This is a genomic window from Streptomyces sp. NBC_00490 (genome assembly GCF_036013645.1).
GTDB classification, from domain to species: Bacteria; Actinomycetota; Actinomycetes; order Streptomycetales; family Streptomycetaceae; genus Streptomyces; species Streptomyces canus_F.
Window position 1 is genome coordinate 360,260 of record NZ_CP107869.1, and the last position, 19,335, is coordinate 379,594.

Genomic DNA, 19,335 nt, shown 5'->3' on the forward strand with positions numbered 1-19,335 from the left:
CGCGAACGGCTCGTCCGCGGCGGGATCTGACCGTTCAGGAAATCCCGAGCTCGCTGTTGATGAAATCCAAGACTTCGTCAGCGGATGCCGACTTGAGACGATCACCGGCTGTTTCCTTGCGCTGCGCCGGCCCTGTTTCCTTCCAGGCCGCGAGCAGGGTCTCCAGGCGCCGTGCGACGGTCGAGTGTCCGGCCTCGTCGGCGGAGACCGCGGCGAAGGCCGATTCGAGCCTGGCGAGTTCGGCGAGCAGGGACTCGGTCCCGTACGCCGTGTCCTCCTCGGGCGACAGCTCCTGGAGGAGGTGTTCGGCGAGGGTGTCGGGGGTGGGGTGGTCGAAGACGAGGGTGGCGGGCAGGCGCAGGCCGGTCGCGGTCTGGAGCCGGTTGCGCAGTTCCACGGCGGTCAGCGAGTCGAAGCCGATCTCCTTGAACGCCCGGCCCGGGTCCACCGCCGCGGGCGAGCCGTGCCCCAGCACGGTCGCCACGTGAGCACGCACCACGTCCACCAGGTGCGACACACGTTCAGCCTGCGGCATCGCTGCCAGACGCCGCCCCAGCTGCGAGCCACCCGCTGCCTCACCATCCGCGGCCGCGGCACGCGTCCGGCGTTGGACAATCCTGGACGCGGTCAGAGCACGGGCCAGGGCGCGGGTGACCTCACTCCCGCCCGAGGCCCACGCCGGCACGTCCAGCCGGGCCGTGACGACGATCGGCTCGTCCACCCGGCAACCGGCCTCGAACAGGCTCAGCCCGAACGGTACGGGCATCGGCACGATCCCCGAACGCGCCAGCCGCGACAGGTCGTTCGCCTCCAGCCGCCCGGTCAGCTCGCTGGCCTGCTCCCAATGGCCCCACGCCAGCGACACACCCGGCAGCCCCTGGGCCCGGCGCACCCCCGCCAACGCGTCCAGGAACACGTTCGCCGCCGCGTATCCCGCCTGGCCAGGGTTGCCCATGACTCCCGCGAAGGAGGAGTAGAGGACGAAGGCCGCGAGATCCGCGTCCCGAGTGAGTTCGTGGAGGTTGAGGGCGGCGTCGACCTTGGGCCGCAGGACGGTGTCCAGCCGCTGCGGAGTGAGGTCACCGACCAGGCCGTCGTCCAGTGCGCCCGCGGTATGCACCACGGCGGTCAGTGCGCGCTCGCCCGGTATCGACTCCAGCACCGAGGCCAGTGCCTCGCGGTCGGCTGCGTCGCAGGCCACGACGTCCACCGTCTCCGCACCCAACTCCCGCAGTTCCCGCATGAGTTCGGTGACGCCAGGGGCGTCCGGGCCGCGCCGGCTGGTCAGCAGCAGGTGCCGCACCCCGCGCTCGGCCACCAGGTGCCTGGCCAGCAGCCCACCCAGCGTTCCCGTGCCGCCCGTGACCAGTACCGTGCCCGCCGTGTCCCACGGGCGCGGCACCGTCAGCACCAACTTGCCCGTATGCCGGGCCTGGCTCATGAACCGCAGCGCCTCCGGCGCCCGGCGCACGTCCCACGTCCGCACCGGCAACGGCTCCAGCACACCCCGCTCGAACAACTCCCGCAGCTCGCCGAGGATGGCGGCCACCCGGTCGGGCTCGACCTGCGCCAGGTCGTAGGCCTGGTAGGTGACGCCGGGATGCGCCTGCTCCACGGTCCGCGGGTCGCGGATGTCGGTCTTGCCCATCTCCAGGAACCGGCCACCGCGCGGCAGCAACCGCAGCGAGGCGTCCACGAACTCCCTTGCCAGCGAGTCCAGCACCACATCCACACCACGCCCGCCGGTCACCCGCAGGAACTTCTCCTCAAAGCCCAGGTCCCGCGACGAAGCGATGTGATCAGCGTCGAAACCCATCTCCCGCAAGGCATCCCACTTGCCCTCACTGGCAGTCGCGAACACCTCCGCACCCCAGTACCGCGCCAACTGCACCGCGGCCATCCCCACACCACCCGTGGCCGCATGCACCAGCACCGACTCACCCGCCGACAACCCACCCAGATCCGCCAGGCCCACGTACGCGGTCAGGAACACCGCCGGCACGGCCGCGGCCTGTTCGAACGACCAGCCGTCCGGGATACGGGTGACCAACCGCTGGTCGACCACGGCGACGGGGCCGAACGCGCCCTGCGGGATCAGGCCCATGACCCGGTCCCCGACCGCGTGCCCGGTCACGCCGGGACCGACCTCGGTCACCACACCGGCGCCCTCACTGCCCAGGGTCTCCTGACCGGGCACCATGCCGAGGCTGACCACGACGTCGCGGAAGTTGACGCCCGCCGCGCGGACCGACACCCGGACCTGCCCTTCAGCCAACGGCTCCAGGGCCTCCGGGGCGGGCAACAGCTCCAGGCTCGCCAGCGTGCCGGGACCCGTGGTGTCCAGCCGCCACGCCTCGGCGCCGGCGCCGGTGGCGGCGCTATCAGCGTCGGCGTCGGCCGGAGGCAGCAACGGCCCACCGGGATCACCCGCCCGCACCATCCTCGCCACGAGCAACTCACCTGCGCGCAGCGCGATTTGCGGCTCATCGGCCGCCACCGCCATCGCGACGGCCTGCGGCAGCGCGGCCCGCGAACGCTCGTCACCATCGATGTCCAGCAGCAGGAACCGGCCCGGGTTCTCCGCCTGTGCGGCCCTGATCAGGCCCCACACCGGAGCCGACACCAGATCAACGGCACCGTCACCATCGGCGCCCTCCCCGCCGACCCCGGCGGACACTGCGCCGCTCGTCACCACGACCAAGCGCGACCCGGCGAACTGCTCCAGCGCCAGCCACTCCTGCACCAGGCCCAACGCCTCCGCGGCCACGGCACGCACCGCCCCCGCCACGTCACTGTCCCGGTGTGCGACGAGGCGGACCACCACGGCCTCGGGTACCTCCCCGTCGGCACCGACCGCGCCGGCCAGGGCCGCCAGGTCCGGGAAGCCGGACGCGTCCGTCAACCGCTCCTCCGCCGGACCCACTTCGGCGACAGCGGCGAGTCCGGCCGGCTCCTCCGACCCAGCCGCCAACCCGGTCCACTCGACCCGGAACAAGGCGTCCCGCATCGGGTCTTCGGCCATCCGCAGCTTGCGTGGATCCACCGCACGCAGCACCAACGAACCCACCGACGCCACCGGCGAACCCGCCGCGTCGGCCAGGACCACCGACACCGCGTCCTCGCCCACCGGACTCACCCGCACCCGCACCACCCGCGCACCCACCGCGAACAACGCCACGTCACCCCACGCGAACGGCAGCCTCAACGGCCGGTCCGCCGCCTGCAGAAGCAGCGGGTGCAACGCGGCGTCGAGCAGCGCCGGGTGAATTCCGAACCGGTCCGCGTCCTGATGCAGGGTCTCGGGCAGTTCGATCTCCCCGAAGACCTCGTCACCGACCTGCCAGGCGGCGCGCAGCCCCTGGAACGACGGCCCGTACTCGTACCCCTTGGCCGCCACACGCTCGTAGAACCCGTCCACGTCCACCGGCTCTGCACCCGGAGGCGGCCAGGTGGTCAGCGAGGCCTCGGCCACCGGCTCCTGTGTCCCGACGGCGCCGATCGCGTGCTGTACCCACTCGGCAGCGTCCGCCGCGTTCTCGGGGCGGGAGTGGAGCGTGAGTTCGCGGCGTCCCGTCTCGTCGGGCGGACCCACCGACAGCTGAACCTGCAACCCCCCACGCTCCGGCACCACCAACGGCGCCGCCAACGTCAACTCCTCCACCACGGCGCACCCCACCTCATCCGCCGCCCGCAGAGCCAACTCCACCAACGCCGCACCCGGCACCACCACCACACCCGACACCGCGTGATCCACCAGCCACGGATGCGAACCCAACGACACCCGCCCCGCCAACACCACCCGATCCTCAGCCGCCACCCGCACCAACGCACCCAGCAACGGGTGTTCGGCATCGGCGAGCCCGAAGCCGGCCGGATCACCAGAACCGGCGGGGACGGACTCCAGCCAGTAGTGCTGGTGCTGGAAGGAGTAGGTGGGGAGTTCCACGCGCTGGGCGCCGGTGCCGGCGAAGAGGGCGGGCCAGTCGACGGTGAGTCCGCGGACGTAGCCCTCGGCGAGGGAGGTCAGGAACCGCTCGGGTCCGCCTTCACCGCGGCGCAAGGTGCCCAACGCGACCGCGGTCTGGGCGTCCGCGCGGTCCTCGAAGGCCTCCTGCATCCCGACGGTGAGGACGGGGTGAGGGCTGCACTCCACGAAGTAGCCGAAGCCATCGGCCAACAGCTCACGAACGGTGGCATCGAAACGCACCTCCTGACGCAGGTTCGTCACCCAGTACGTGGCATCCAGACCGCTGGTGTCGATCACCGCACCGGTCACCGTCGAGTAGAACGGCACCTCAGCGGGGCGGGGCTCGATACCGGCCAGCGCCTCGGTGACCTGCTCCCGGATCGACTCCACCTGCGGGGAATGCGACGCGTAATCCACCGCAATACGACGCGCCCGAACCCCCTCTGCCTCGCACACACCCATCAATTCGTCCAGAGCATCCGGCTCACCGGAAACCACCGTCGAGGACGGGCCGTTGACGGAGGCGATCGAGATCCGCTCACCCCACCGGTCGATCAACTCCCGCACCCGCTCCGCACCCACAGCAACGGAGACCATGCCACCGTTACCGGACAAGCTCTCCGCGATGGCCTGCGCCCGCAGCACCACGACCCGGGCGCCGTCCTGCACAGACAGTCCACCCGCCACCACAGCAGCGGCGATCTCCCCCTGCGAGTGACCGATCACCGCGCCCGGCTGCACACCGACCGAACGCCACACCGCCGCGAGCGAGACCATCACCGCCCACAACGACGCCTGCACCACCACCACATCGTCCAACGACGCAGCTGACGGCAGACCCCGCACGACATCGGTCACCGACCAGTCCACCAACGACGACAGCGCAGCCTCACACTCCGCAAGCCGCTCCCGGAAGACCGGCGAGTTCTCCCACAACCCCGCCCCCATACCGAGCCACTGCGACCCCTGACCCGGGAACACAAACACCACCCGACCCGGCTCCCCGGACACCACCCCCGACACCACACCCGCCGACGGCACACCCTCCGCCACCGACCGCAGCGCCTCCACAGCGGCATCCCGGTCGCCCGTCAGGACCACCGCACGGTGATCCAGAGCCGACCGCGTCTCCACCAGCGAACGCGCCACATCCGCGACCGCCAGAGCAGGACGCTCCGCGACGAACCCCGCGAGCCGACCCGCCTGAGCACGCAACGCCGCATCCGACCGCCCCGACACCACCCACGGCAGCACACCCGAAATCAGCCGCGGATCACCGGAAGAAGGCTCCGCAACCTCGACCTCCGGCGCCTCCTCCAGGATCACGTGCGCGTTCGTCCCGCTGATGCCGAACGACGACACGCCGGCGCGGCGAGGGTGTTCGCCGTCCGCCGCCGTCCAGTTCACGCTGTCCGTCAGCAGTTCCACGGCACCCGCTGACCAGTCCACGTGCGGTGTCGGTTCGTCGACGTGCAGGGTGCGGGGCAGGACGCCGTGGTGCATGGCCTGCACCATCTTGATCACACCGGCCACGCCCGCCGCCGCCTGGGCGTGCCCGATGTTGGACTTCACCGAGCCCAGCCGCAGCGGCTGGTCCGCCGGACGGTCCTGGCCGTAGGTGGCCAGGAGGGCGTGGGCCTCGATCGGGTCGCCCAGCGTCGTCCCGGTGCCGTGCGCCTCCACGACGTCCACGTCCGCCGCCGTCAGCCGCGCGTTGGCCAACGCAGCTCGGATCACTCGCTGTTGGGAAGGACCGTTCGGCGCGGTCAGGCCGTTGCTCGCACCGTCCTGGTTCACTGCCGAGCCCCGAACCACAGCCAGCACCGGATGCCCGTTGCGCCGCGCGTCCGAGAGACGCTCGACCAGCAGTAGCCCGACGCCCTCGGACCACCCCGCGCCGTCGGCCGCCGCCGCGAACGCCTTGCACCGCCCGTCGGGGGCCATGCCCCGCTGACGGCTGAACTCCACGAACACCCACGGCGTGGCCATCACGCTGACCCCGCCGGCGAGGGCCATGGAGCACTCGCCGGACCGCAGGGCCTGCACGGCCAGATGCAGCGCCACCAGGGACGACGAGCACGCCGTGTCCACCGTCACCGCCGGGCCTTCGAGGCCGAACGTGTAGGCGACGCGGCCCGATGCGACGCTGCCCTGGGTGCTGGTGACGGCGTAGCCCTCCAGTTCCTCGGGCTGCCCGGTCGCGGAGGCGTAGTCGTGGTGCATGACGCCGGCGAAGACCCCGGTCGCACTCCCCTTCACCGTCGCGGGATCGATGCCCGCCCGCTCGAACACCTCCCACGCCGTCTCCAAAAGCAACCGCTGCTGCGGATCCATCGCCAACGCCTCACGCGGCGAAATACCGAAGAACGCAGGATCGAACTCCCCCGCCCCCTCCAAGAACCCACCCTCACGGGCATACGACTTGCCCACCGCACCCGGATCCGGGTCGTACAACCCCTCCACATCCCACCCACGGCCCTCCGGGAACAACGACACCGCGTCCCCACCCGAAGCCACCAGATCCCACAACTCCTCCGGCGACCCCACCCCACCCGGGAAACGGCACGCCATCCCCACGATCGCCACCGGCTCATCCACCCCGACACCACCGGCACCACCAGCACCACCGGCCACCGACGCCCGCGGAGACACACCCGTCCCCAGGCCCAGCACCTCACCCCGCACAAAACCCGCCAACGCCAACGGCGTCGGATAGTCGAACACCAACGTCGCCGGAAGACGCAACCCCGTCACCGCGTTCAACCGGTTCCGCAACTCCAACGCCGTCAAGGAATCGAAACCCAACTCCTTGAAGGGGTGCCCGAGGGCGACGGTTTCCGGCGTGGCGTGCCCGAGCACCGTGGCGACCTGGGCCCGTACGAGTCCGAGGACCTCGCGTTCCTGCTGTTCCTCGGTGAGGCCGGCGAGGCGCTGTGCCAGGGCCGTGCCCTCGGCCGGGTTCGCCGCTGCCGCCTGGGGGCGGGAGCCGGTGCGCACCAGGTCGCGGAAGAGCGGGCGCAGCATCCCGGACGCGGCCTCGCCGCGCAGGGTGGCCGGGTCGAGGAGGACCGGCACCAGGTGGGCGTCGTCCAGGGCGGTCGCGGTGTCGAGGAGTGCGAGGCCGAGGTCGGCGGGCAGGGGCTGGATGCCCGCACGGCGCATCCACGCCAGGTCGTCGCCGTCCAGGTGGTCGAGCATCCCGGTGGACTGCTCCCACAGGCCCCAGGCGAGGGAGTGCGCGGGCAGGCCGGACGCCCTGCGGTGGGAGGCGAGGGCGTCGAGGAAGGCGTTGGCGGCGGCGTAGTTACCCTGACCCTGATTGCCGAAGGTGCCCGCGATGGAGGAGAACAGGACGAACGCCGACAGGTCCAACTCCCGCGTCAGCTCGTGCAGATGCACCGCCGCGTCCACCTTCGGCCGCAACACCCGCTCCAGCCGCCCACCGTCCAACGACCCCACCAGACCGTCGTCCAGCACCCCAGCCGCATGCACCACCCCCGTCAAACCACGCTCCGCAGGAACACCACCCAACACCCCCGCCAACGCCCCACGATCCGCCACATCACACGCCACCACCTCAACCGACAGCGCACCCAGCTGACGCAGCTCCTCCACCAACTCCACCGCACCCACCGCCTCAAGCCCCCGACGGCTCGTCATCAACAGATGCCGCACCCCACGCTCCACCACCAGATGCCGCGCCAGCAGACCACCCAACGTCCCCGTACCACCCGTGATCAACACCGTCCCGCCCGGACCCCACACCCCCTCACCGGCCCCCACCCCATCGACCGATGCGATCCGGGCCAGCCGCGGCACCACCACAGCGCCCCCACGCACGGCCACCTGCGGCTCACCAGCCGCAACCGCACCCGCCACAGCCGCCGACAACACCGACACCGACTCCGGATGACCGTCCACATCCACCAGCACAAACCGGCCCGGACTCTCCGACTGCGCCGACCGCACCAGACCCCACACCGGCGCATACGCCAGGTCGGTGACCGGGTCGCCCGGCCCTGTGGAGACGGCACCGCGAGTGACCACGACGAGGCGCGCGGAGGCGAACCGTTCGTCCGCGAGCCAGGACTTCACGAGGTCGAGGGCAGCCGCCGTGGCCCGGTGTGCGCCCGCCACGACGTCGGGGGCCAGGTCCGGGTCCGCGTCGGAAGACGCAGCGGTGAGGTCCGCGACGACGATCTCGGGGACGGCAACCGTCTCGTCGGCGGTCCCGTCCAGGGTGACCAGCGCCGTGGCCAGTGCCTCCAGACCGCCAATGGCATGGGCGGCAACAGCCCCGGCCGGTTCGCCGCATTCGGGGGCGAGCAGCGCCCAGGAGGAGGTGTCCACAGTGCCGGTCGTCAGCGCATCGCCCGGAAGCGCCTTCCACTCGGTGCGGAACAGCGCGTTGCGCAGCTTGAGGTCGTTCCCTGAGCCTGCCATGCGCAGCCGGTCGGCGGAGACGGGGCGCAGGCTCAGTGCGTCGACGGTGGCGACGGGTGTGCCGGTGGTGTCGGCGACGGTCACGGTCACGGTGTCGGCCGCGGACTCCGCGGGGGTGACGCGGACGCGGACCACGGTGGCTCCCACGGCGTGCAGCGTGACGCCGCTCCACGCGAACGGCAGGCTGACGGAAGCGTCGTCTTCGGAGGTGTCACCGGACTCGTCGAGCCGGGCGAGCAGGACCGGGTGGAGCGCGGCGTCGAGGAGGGCCGGGTGAATACCGAACCTGCCCGCGTCCCTGGCCTGTTCCTCCGGGAGTGCGACCTCGGCGAACACCTCCCCGCCCACACGCCACGCCGACCGCACGCCCCGGAACGCGGGCCCGTACTCGTACCCCGCGTCCCCCACCCGCTCGTAGAAGTCCTCCACGTCGACCCGCACCCCGGCCACCGGGGGCCACACCCCGAGCCCCGACTCCACGGCGGCAGGGACGGCGGGGGCGTCAGTGCCGAGGCCGGTGAGGGTGCCGGAGGCGTGGCGAGTCCACGTGGCGCCGTCGTCGTCCCCGTCGGCGGCCTCCGCCCGGGAGTGGATCTCGATGGCGCGCCGGCCGTCGCCGTCCCGGGCGGCCACGGTGACCTGGAGCTGGACCGCCCCGTCTGCGGGGAGGACCAGGGGGGCCTCCAGGGTGAGCTCCTCCAGCCGGTCGCAGTGGGCGGACTCCGCGCTGCGCAGGGCCAGTTCGGTGAAGGCGGCGCCGGGCAGGAGGATGGTGCCGAGGGCGGCGTGGTCGGCCAGCCAGGGGTGGGAGCGCAGGGAGAGCCGTCCGGTCAGCAGCAGTTGCCCGCCGCCCGCGACCTCCACGGAGGCACCCAGCATGGGGTGGTCGGCGGCGTGCAGCCCGAGCCCGGCCGGGTCGGCCGCGCCCTCGGAGGCGGGCTCCAGCCAGTAGCGCTCGCGCTGGAAGGGATAGGTAGGCAGGTCCAGCAGGGTGCCGGCGCCGGTCCCGGCGAACACGGCCCGCCAGTCCACGCCCGGCAGACCGCGGGTGAAGCCCTCGACCACCGAGGTCAGGAAACGCGCGGGGCCACCTTGGTCACGCCGCAGCGAGCCGAGGGCCACAGCGGTGACACCGGCATCCTCGCTGGTGGCGTCGATGCCCATGACCAGCACCGGATGGGCGCTGGACTCGACAAAGAACCGGTACCCGTCCTCCAACAGCGCCCGCACCGCACCCTCGAAGTCCACCGGCTGACGCGCATTGGCGAACCAGTACTCCGCAGTCAGCCCAGTCGTGTCCTGCACCGCACCGGTCACCGTCGAATAGAACGGCACCCTGCCCCGCACCGGCACCACATCCGCAAACAACTCCAAAATCCGCTCACGCAACGGATCCACCTGAGCGCAGTGCGACGCCACCGTCGAACCCACCACCCGCGCCCGCACCTCATCCGCCCGGCACGACGCCACGAACTCCTCCAGCGCCGCCACCTCACCCGCCACCGTCACCGCCCCCGGACCATTACGCCCGGCAATCACCAACCGGCCCTCCCACCGGCCCAGACGCTCCAGCACCTCACCCGCCGACAACGCCACCGACGCAACCGCCCCACGCCCCACCAGATGCTCAGCGAACAGCGCACTGCGCAGCACCACGACCCGCGCCGCATCCCGCAACGACAAAGCCCCCGCCACCAACGCCGCCGCAATCTCACCCTGGCTGTGACCCACCACCGCCGAAGGCACCACACCCACCGACTCCCACAACGCCGCCAGCGACACATTCACCGCGAACAACACCGGCTGCAACACCTCAATGCGCTCCAGACCAGGCGCACCCGCCACACCCCGCAACACATCCGCCACCGACCAGTCGACGAACTCACCCAACGCCGCATCACACTCGGCGAAACGACCAGCGAACACCGAAGAAGAATCCAGCAGCTCACGAGCCATCCCCGCCCACTGCGAACCCTGACCGGGGAACACAAACACCACCCGACCCCGCACATCCGCCACACCCGCCACCACCCCGGCAGCGGGCAACCCCGCAGCAAGCGCGGAGAGTGAGGGGAGGGCATCGTCGCGGCCCTGCGCCAGCACCACGGCCCGGTGCTCCAGCACCGACCGGGTGGTCGCCAGGGAGAGGGCCGCGTCGGCCGGTGACAGCTCGGGGCGTTCCTCGACGTAGTCGGCGAGGCACCGCGCCTGGGCGCGCAGGGCCGCCTCGCTGCGCCCCGACAGCGGCCACGGGACGAGCCCGGCGGCCACGGCGAGGCCAGGCTCCTCGTGCCGGCCGGCCGGTGACTCCGCTGCGCCCCGCTGCGGCTCCGTACTACCCTGCTGCGGCCTCGTACCGGCCTGCGACGGCTCCTCACCGGCCGGTGTGCCCGTCCGGCCCGGACCCGCGACCGCAGCGGCCGGCCCCTCGGGCGCGTCCTCCAGGATCAGGTGGGCGTTGGTGCCGCTGATGCCGAACGAGGACACGCCGGCACGCCGCGGGCGCCCGTTGCGCAGCCACTCCACCGGCTCGGTAAGGAGTTCCACCGCGCCCTGCGACCAGTCGATGTGCGGGGACGGCTCGTCCACGTGCAAGGTCCCGGGCAGCGTTCCGTGCCGCAGGGCCATGACCATCTTGATGACACCGGCCACGCCGGCGGCGGCCTGCGTGTGGCCGATGTTGGACTTCACGGACCCCAGCCACAGCGGACGGCCGGAGGGCCGGTCCTGGCCGTAGGTGGCCAGCAGCGCCTGGGCCTCGATCGGGTCGCCCAGCGTCGTCCCCGTGCCGTGCGCCTCCACGGCGTCCACCTCGACGGCGGACAGGCCCGCGTCGGCCAACGCAGCTCGAATCACCCGCTGCTGGGAGGGCCCGTGCGGGGCGGTGAGGCCGTTGCTCGCGCCGTCCTGGTTGGTCGCCGAACCCCGGACCACCGCGAGCACCGGGTGCCCGTTACGCCGCGCGTCGGACAGCCGTTCCACGAGGAGCGTGCCCACGCCCTCGGCCCACCCGGTGCCGTCGGCCGCCGCCGAGAACGCCTTGCAGCGCCCGTCAGGGGACAGCGCGCCCTGACGGCTGAGTTCCACGAACATGCCAGGCGTCGACATGATGGTGACGCCACCCGCGAGCGCCATGGAGCACTCCCCGGACCGCAGGGAGCGCACCGCCCAGTGCAGCGCCACCAGCGACGACGAGCACGCCGTGTCCACGGTGACGGCGGGGCCCTCGAGACCCAGGGTGTACGCCACCCGGCCGGAGGCAACGCTGGTCGTGCCACCGGTGAGCCGGTGCCCGTCCACGCCCTCGGCCCCGTCCTTCAACTGGGGCCCGTACTCCTGGAACATCGCCCCGAAGAACACACCGGTCTGGCTCCCTCGCAGCGACAGCGGGTCGAGTCCGGCCCGCTCGACCGCCTCCCACGAGGTCTCCAGCAGCAACCGCTGCTGCGGGTCCATGGCCAGGGCCTCGCGCGGCGAGATCCCGAAGAACGCCGGGTCGAAGTCGGGCGCCTCCCGCAGGAAGCCGCCGCTGCGCACGTAACTCGTGCCCGGCCGCTCCAGGGTGGGGTCGTAGAGGTTCTCCAGGTTCCAGCCCCGGTTGTCCGGGAACTCGCCGATCACGTCCCGGCGGCCCGCCACCACCTCCCACAACTCGTCGGGAGAGCTGACACCGCCAGGGAAGCGGCAGGCCATACCGACGATGGCGATGGGCTCGTCGTCCTCGGCACGCCCGGCGACGGCCTCCTCGACAGCCGGCGTGGCAGCGCCGAACAGGGTGGTCCGCAGGTGGCGCGCGAGGGCGTCCGGGGTCGGATGCTCGAAGAGCACGGTCGTGGGCAGCGGCAGCTCGGTCTCGGCGCTCAGTGTGTTCCGCAGTTGCACGGACAGGTGCGAGTCGAAGCCCTGCTCCTTGAACGACACACCGGTGTCCACCGCGTCCATCGAGGAGTGTCCGAGCGTGGCGGCGGCGTGGGTCCGCACCAGCCGTGACAGCGCTGCCTCCTGCTCGGCCTCGCTCAGGGGAGCGAGCTCGCGGCGCAACGCGTGGGCGTCCGCGTCGGCTGTCTCGTCGACCTCCGGCACGGCGGCCGGTCGCACCCTGGGCGCGGCCAGGGCGTCCACGGAGACGACGGTGTCGAGCCAGTACCGCTGCCGCTGAAAGGCGTAGGTGGGCAACTCCACGCGCTGGGCGCCGGTGCCGGCGAAGAGGGCGTTCCAGTCGACGGTGAGACCACGGACGTAGCCCTCGGCAAGGGAGGTCAGGAACCGCTCGGGTCCGCCTTCGTCACGGCGCAGGGTGCCCAGCGCAACCGCGGTCAGGGTGGTGTCGGCGTGGTCCTCGAACGTCTCCTGCATCCCCACCGTCAGGACGGGGTGAGGGCTGCACTCCACGAAGTAGCCGAAACCGTCGGTGAGCAGTTCACGGACGGTGGCGTCGAACCGCACCTCCTGCCGGAGGTTGGTCACCCAGTACCCGGCGTCCAGACCGCTGGTGTCGATCACCGCACCGGTCACCGTCGAGTAGAACGGCACCTGCGCGGGGCGAGGCTCGATGCCCTGGAGAGCCTCGACGACCTGCTCCCGGATCGACTCCACCTGCGGGGAGTGCGAGGCGTAGTCCACCGCGATACGACGCGCCCGAACCCCCTCGCTCTCGCACACACCCATCAGCTCGTCCAGAGCATCGGGCCCACCCGAAACCACTGTCGAAGACGGACCGTTGACAGAGGCGATCGAGATCCGCTCACCCCACCGGGCAATCAACTCCCGCACCCGGTCCGCACCCACGGCGACGGAAACCATGCCGCCGTTACCGGACAGGCTCTCCGCGATGGCCTGCGCCCGCAGGACCACGACCCGGGCGCCGTCCTGCACCGACAACCCGCCCGCCACCACAGCAGCGGCGATCTCACCTTGCGAGTGACCGATCACCGCACCCGGCTGCACACCGACCGAACGCCACACCGCCGCGAGCGACACCATCACCGCCCACAACGACGCCTGCACCACCACCACATCGTCCAACGACGCAGCTGACGGCAGACCCCGCACGACATCGGTCACCGACCAGTCCACCAACGACGACAGCGCAGCATCACACTCCGCAAGCCGCTCCCGGAAGACCGGCGAGGACTCCCACAACCCCGCCCCCATACCGAGCCACTGCGACCCCTGACCCGGGAACACGAACACCACCCGACCCGACTCCCCGGGCACCACCCCCGACACCACACCAGCCGACGGCACACCCTCCGCCACCGACCGCAACGCCTCCACAGCAGCATCCCGGTCACCCGCCAAGACCACCGCACGGTGATCGAGCGCGGCCCGACCCGTTCCGAGCGACCAGCCCACGTCCGGCAGCGACACTTCCGTCCGCTCGCCCGCGAACGCCGCCAGCCGTGCCGCCTGCCCCCGCAGGCCCGCGCGGTTCCGGCCGGACACAGGCCAGCACGTCACGGGAGCGTGGGTGAACGGCGCCGTGTCACTTCCCCGGGCGGCGGTCTCCTGAGCGCCGGTCCATTCCGCGGCCACGACGTGGCAGTTGGTGCCGCCCATGCCGAACGAGGAGACGCCGGCGAGCAGCGGTCGGTCGGCGGCGGGCCACGGGCCGGTGGCCCGCTGGACGCTCAGGTTGAGCCGGTCGAGAGGGATCTCGGGGTTGGGCGTCTCGTAGTTGAGGCTGGCGGGGAGCACTCGGTGCCGGAGGCTGAGCACGACCTTGAGGAGGCCGGTGATGCCGGCGGCGCCCTCCAGGTGGCCCACGTTGGTCTTGACGGAGCCGACCATCACCGGGTCGCCGGGCTCGCGGGCCGTGCCGACGGCCGCGCCGAGGGCGGCGGCCTCAACGGGGTCGCCGACCTTGGTGCCGGTGCCGTGGAGTTCGACGTACTGGACGTCCGCGGGATCGGTGCCGGCCCTCTGGTGGGCCAGGCGCAGGACTTCCTCCTGGGCGGCGCGGAGGGGGGCGGTCAGGGACGCGCCGCCGCCGTCGTTGTTGACGGCACTGCCGAGCAGCAGGCAGTGGATGGTGTCGCCTTCGGCGACGGCCCTCGAGAGCCGTTTGAGGACGACGACGACGCCGCCCTCGCCGCGCACATAGCCGTTGGCGCGGGCGTCGAAGGTGTGGCAGCGGCCGTCCGGGGAGAGGGCGCCGAAGCGCGCGACACGGTCGGTGGTCTCGGGGAGGAGGTTGAGGTTGATGCCGCCGGCGAGGGCGACAGTGCTCTCGCCGGTGCGCAGGCTCTCGCAGGCGAGGTGGACCGAGACAAGGGAGGACGACTGGCCGGTGTCCACGGTCATGCTGGGGCCGCGCAGCCCCAAGACGTACGAGACACGGTTGGCGATCATGCTGCGGTGCAGCCCGGTCATGGAGTGGGGGCCGAGGGCGTCAGCGCCGAGGCGGGCGGACAGCGCGGCGTAGTCGTCGGCGATGACGCCGACGAACACACCGGAGCGCTGGCCGGCGAGCCCCGTCGGGGGCAGTCCGGCGTCCTCGAGCGCCTCCCAGCCGAGTTCGAGTGCCAGGCGCTGCTGGGGGTCCATCAGCGCGGCCTCGCGCGGCGAGATGCCGAAGAACGCTGCGTCGAAGCCCTCGATCTGCTCCTGGTCGAGGAAGGCGCCGAAGCGCGGGGTGCGGGCGTCCTGCTCGGCGTCGGTTCCGTCGTCGGTGGCCGCGGCGCCGAGGCGTTCCGGCGGGAGCTCGCGGACGGCGTGGCCGCCCGCGCGCAGCAACTCCCAGAAGGCGGCGGGGGTGGGGGCTCCGGGCAGGCGGCAGGCGAGCCCCACGACGGCGATCGCCTCGTCACCGTCGGCCGGCCCGTCGCCGGACGGGGTCATGGAATTCTCGCGCGCCTTGTTGTCCGCCAACACTGTCTCCAGAGCTCCCCGGGAATTGCGTCGAGACCGCGATCGGGCCGAATGGAAGTGGGAATCCGAATGGGTGGGTGTCGAGGTGATGCGTTGGTTTCCCCGAATCCCAGCAGGACGACGGTGCGTGTGTCGACCGGTGCTTGGTGCTCACGGGCCCCTAGCTTGGTGCCCCCCACCCCTATGTCGCCCGGGAGTCCCCCTACGGGCAATCTGGGGATGCCAGACGCGCGTACGCTCGGATACGGTTCGTGCGTTCCGGTACCGGGATACGTCCGGTATGTGCGCAGGAACTCGCCCTTCATTTCCGGGCGAAGAGTAGTACTGGGAAACAGCACCGGGGAATGGTCAACTTCCCCTTCCCTGCCCCCTTTTTCTTACTTCTTCTTCCCTCTTTCTTCTTCCGTCGCCGGCCCTTTCCTGCCTTTCCGTCCGGACGCAAGGAGTCCTCACATGTCCGAACAGGCTCTTCCTCTCACTCCCCCTTCGGCTGCCGACGGTGGAGCGGCCTTGTTCGACTGGCTGCGCGTGATGCGCGACGAGGCGCCCGTCGTCCGGGGGAGCAACGGCAGTTGGTATGTGTTCCGTTACGCCGACGTGCAGCACGTGTTGTCCGAATACGCCGACTTCTCCTCCGACCCGACGCCGGTCTCGCCGAAGGCGGCCGAGGTGGCCAAGGGCGACCTGGCCCAGATCGACCCGCCCGTCCACCACCACCTGCGGCGGCAGATCAGCCGGGTGTTCACGCCGAGGATGGTGGCGGGCCTGGAGCCGCGCATCCGTGAGATAGGCACCGGGCTGCTGGATGCCGCCGGGGACGCCGGGGAACTTGACCTGGTGCGGCAGTTGACGCATCCGCTGCCGGTCATCGTGATCGCCGAGCTGCTGGGCGTGCCGGCGGAGGACCGTCCCGTGTTCCGGCACTGGGCGGACCGCATCATCGCGGCGAAGATCGCCGGTGTGGACGACCCGGAGACGTACGAGAGGCTCAGATCCGCGATCGAGGAGATGGACTACTACCTCGAGGGGCAGCTGGAGGAACGGCGGGCCCGGCCCGGGGACGACCTGCTGAGCCGGATGGTGACGAGCGAGCTCGACGGGGAGCCGATCACGGGCGCCGAGGCGGTCAACTTCGCGCGGCTGCTGCTGATCGCGGGGCACATCACCACCACGATGATGCTGAGCAGTTCCATCCTCTCCTTCGACGAGTTCCCGGGAGCCGCGGCGCAACTGCGCGCGGACCGCTCGCTGATACCGGGCGCGCTGGAGGAAGTGATGCGCTACCGGCCGCCGTTCACCATCACCGGCCGGTACACGACCCGGGACGTGGAACTGGCCGGGGTGACCATCCCGGAGCGCTCGATCGTCATTCCGTGGCTGGTGTCGGCGAACCGCGACGAGCGGCAGTTCGCCGATCCGGACGTGTTCGACATCCACCGCTCGCCCAACGCGCACGTGGCGTTCGGCAAGGGCATCCACTTCTGCATCGGCGCCCCCTTGGCCCGCCTGGAGGGCCGGGTCGCCCTGGAGCTGCTGTTCGACCGGTTCTCCGACATCCGGCTCGACCGCGAGGTGCCGCTGCGTTTCCACGAGCAGAACTTCTTCGGCGTCAAGTCGCTGCCGGTGTCCGTGAAGCACGCCTAGGACACGCACCCCACCGGAGAAGCACCGAACCGTTAAGCCCCGAGGCTCACTGCGAGAGGCACCGGAGACCCCATGCCTGACGAGGCGACAGCCAAGCAACTCATCCTGGACCACTGCCGGAAGATCAACGAGGGGGACGTGGAGGGCCTGCTCAAGCTGTACGCGGAGGACTGCAGCTTCGAGGACCCGGTCGGCAACGGCAAGCAGTACGGGCTCAGGGCGCTGAGCCAGCGCGCCGCGGCCGCGATCTTCTCCGGCGCGTACGAGGACGCCGCGTCGCCCGTGACCGCCGAGGGCGGCCGCTGGGCCGCCGTCCCCATGGTGTCGACGTTCAACTACCTGCCGCTCGCCGGTCCCGCGATGGCGCAGAGCGGCCTGCTGCCGCCGGAACCGCCGCCGGACCCGGAGAACAAGATGATCCGGGTCAACATCGTGATGGTGATCCGGGTCAACGACGACGGCCTGGTCGACCAGATGCAGGCCTTCTACGGCCGCGGTGACGCCACCGTCATCGACAAGGGCTGACCCACTCGGGCGCAGGGGATCCCCGCCGCCTTCGCCGCCCGGTCGGAGAGCCGAGCCGCGGTCCCACTGTCTGCGCACCGACCGGACGACCGAACCGAAGGGACCCAACCACCATGGCTCAGACGTTCACGCGGACAGCGGTGATAGGGGTGGGCGCGGTCGGCGCCACGCTCGTGGACCTGCTGGCCCGGGCGGGGCTGCCGGTCACCGCCGTGGAGGCGGACGAACGGGCGCTCGCGGACGGGAGGCGGCGGGTGACGGGTCGTACCGCCGACGGAACCGAGCCCGCGGGCGTGCGCTGGACCACCCGGGTGGCGGACGCCGCCGGGGCGGACCTGGTGATCGAGGCGGTGCCGGAACGGCTGGACGTCAAGACCGCCGTGCTCGCGGAGGCGGTCGGGGTGTGCGGGCCGGACACCGTGTTCGCCACCACCACGAGCGGCCACTCGGTCACCGAGATCGCGTCGCTGTGCGGCACGATGACCCGCACGGTCGGCCTGCCCCTGTTTCCCGCGGTGCCCACCACGGCGGTGGAGGTGGTGAGCACTCCGCTGACCGAACGGGCCGTCCGGGAGGCGATGGTGGAGCTGGCGCGGCGCCTGGGCCACACCCCCGTCCAGGTCGCGGACCGCCCGGGCTTCATCGGCGGCGCGCTGGCGATGACGTACCTGAACAGCGCGGTCACGATGTACGAGCAGCGCTACGCCTCCCGGGAGGACATCGACACGGCGATGACGCTGGGCTGCGGGCTGCCGCTCGGACCGCTGGCACAGCTCGACGTGATGGGCCTCGACGTGGCCCGGGACACCCTGGAGCTGCTGTACGAGCGGACCGGCGACCGGGCCTACGCGCCGGCCCCGCTGCTGTCGCACTACGTCGCGGCCGGGCTGCTCGGACGGAAGGCGGGGCGCGGCTTCTACGACTACGGGCCCGGCGGCGTGTCCCCCGCGTCCGCGGTCGGCGGCCCCCTCTCCGGCCGCAGCGGCCTGCCCGCGCGCCCGGTGCGCACGGTGGGTGTGGTGGGGTCCGGGACGATGGGCGCGGGCATCGCCGAGGTGTCCGCCAGGGCCGGCCACCCCACGGTGCTCGTCGCACGCAGCGACGCCAAGGCCAAGGGGGCGGTACTGACGGTCGAGCGGTCCCTGGAACGGGCGGTGGGCCGGGGGAAGGTGACCCGGCAGGAGGCGGACGCCACCCTGGGCAGGCTGGTGGCCGTCTCCCAGCTGGAGGCGCTGGACGAGTGCGACCTGGTGGTCGAGGCGGTGGTGGAGGACCTGGCGGTCAAGCGGGAGCTGTTCGCGGAGCTGGGCCGGGCCTGCCGGCCGGACGCGGTGCTGGCCTCGTCGACGTCCGGGCTGCCGATCATCGAGTGCGCCACGGCCACCGGCCGCCCGGAGAACGTGGTCGGCATGCACTTCTTCAACCCGGCCCCGGTGATGCGGCTGGTGGAGGTGGTGCGCACGGCGCTCACCTCCGACGAGACGGCCGGCACCGCGCACGCCGCGGCCGCGGCGATGGGCAAGCGGCCCGTGGGCTGCGCGGACCGGGCCGGGTTCATCGTCAACGCCCTGCTGTTCCCCTACCTGAACCGGGCCATCGGGCTCGTGGAGGAGCAGGCCATCACCCCGGACGACGTGGACGACGTGATGACGGGCGGCCACGGCTATCCGATGGGCCCGCTGAAACTGCTGGACGTGGTCGGACTGGACGTGTCGCTGCAGATCCAGCGGACGCTGCACGACACGTTCCTCGATCCGTCGCTCGCGCCCGCCCGCTACCTGGAGCACCTGGTGCGGGCGGGCCACCTGGGGAGCAAGTCAGGGCAGGGGTTCCGGGTCCACGCGAGCCGCTGAGCGACCACCGCGCCGGATCGGCGCGGGCCGCCG

General features: G+C 71.8%; 4 protein-coding genes. 3 read left to right on the forward strand and 1 reads right to left on the reverse strand.

Annotated features, from left to right (window positions below; translation table 11 throughout):
• Nucleotides 1–34: 34 nt before the first annotated feature.
• A complete protein-coding gene (locus OG381_RS01460; RefSeq protein ID WP_443062019.1) occupies nucleotides 35–15,250 on the reverse strand; it encodes an SDR family NAD(P)-dependent oxidoreductase in 15,216 nt (5,071 codons plus the stop codon).
• Between the two features lie 483 nt (nucleotides 15,251–15,733).
• Between OG381_RS01460 and OG381_RS01465 the strand changes: the two genes are divergently transcribed.
• From OG381_RS01465 to OG381_RS01475, 3 genes are all read left to right on the forward strand, one after another.
• Nucleotides 15,734–16,924, forward strand: a complete 1,191-nt coding sequence (locus tag OG381_RS01465) for a cytochrome P450 (RefSeq protein ID WP_327714225.1) — start codon at nucleotides 15,734–15,736, stop codon at nucleotides 16,922–16,924.
• A gap of 72 nt (nucleotides 16,925–16,996) precedes the next feature.
• The gene (locus OG381_RS01470) at nucleotides 16,997–17,449 is read left to right on the forward strand and encodes a nuclear transport factor 2 family protein (protein WP_327714226.1); all 453 of its coding nucleotides are present in this window, start codon (nucleotides 16,997–16,999) and stop codon (nucleotides 17,447–17,449) included.
• Nucleotides 17,450–17,562: 113 nt separating this feature from the next.
• On the forward strand, nucleotides 17,563–19,302 hold the full coding sequence (locus tag OG381_RS01475; protein WP_327714227.1) for a 3-hydroxyacyl-CoA dehydrogenase family protein: 1,740 nt from the start codon (nucleotides 17,563–17,565) through the stop codon (nucleotides 19,300–19,302).
• Nucleotides 19,303–19,335: the final 33 nt, after the last annotated feature.

Coding starts and splice junctions, on each gene's coding strand:
- OG381_RS01460 (WP_443062019.1), bottom strand. CDS start 15,250: ATGACCCCGTCCGGCGACGGGCCGGCCGACGGTGACGAGGCGATCGCC.
- OG381_RS01465 (WP_327714225.1), top strand. CDS start 15,734: ATGTCCGAACAGGCTCTTCCTCTCACTCCCCCTTCGGCTGCCGACGGT.
- OG381_RS01470 (WP_327714226.1), top strand. CDS start 16,997: ATGCCTGACGAGGCGACAGCCAAGCAACTCATCCTGGACCACTGCCGG.
- OG381_RS01475 (WP_327714227.1), top strand. CDS start 17,563: ATGGCTCAGACGTTCACGCGGACAGCGGTGATAGGGGTGGGCGCGGTC.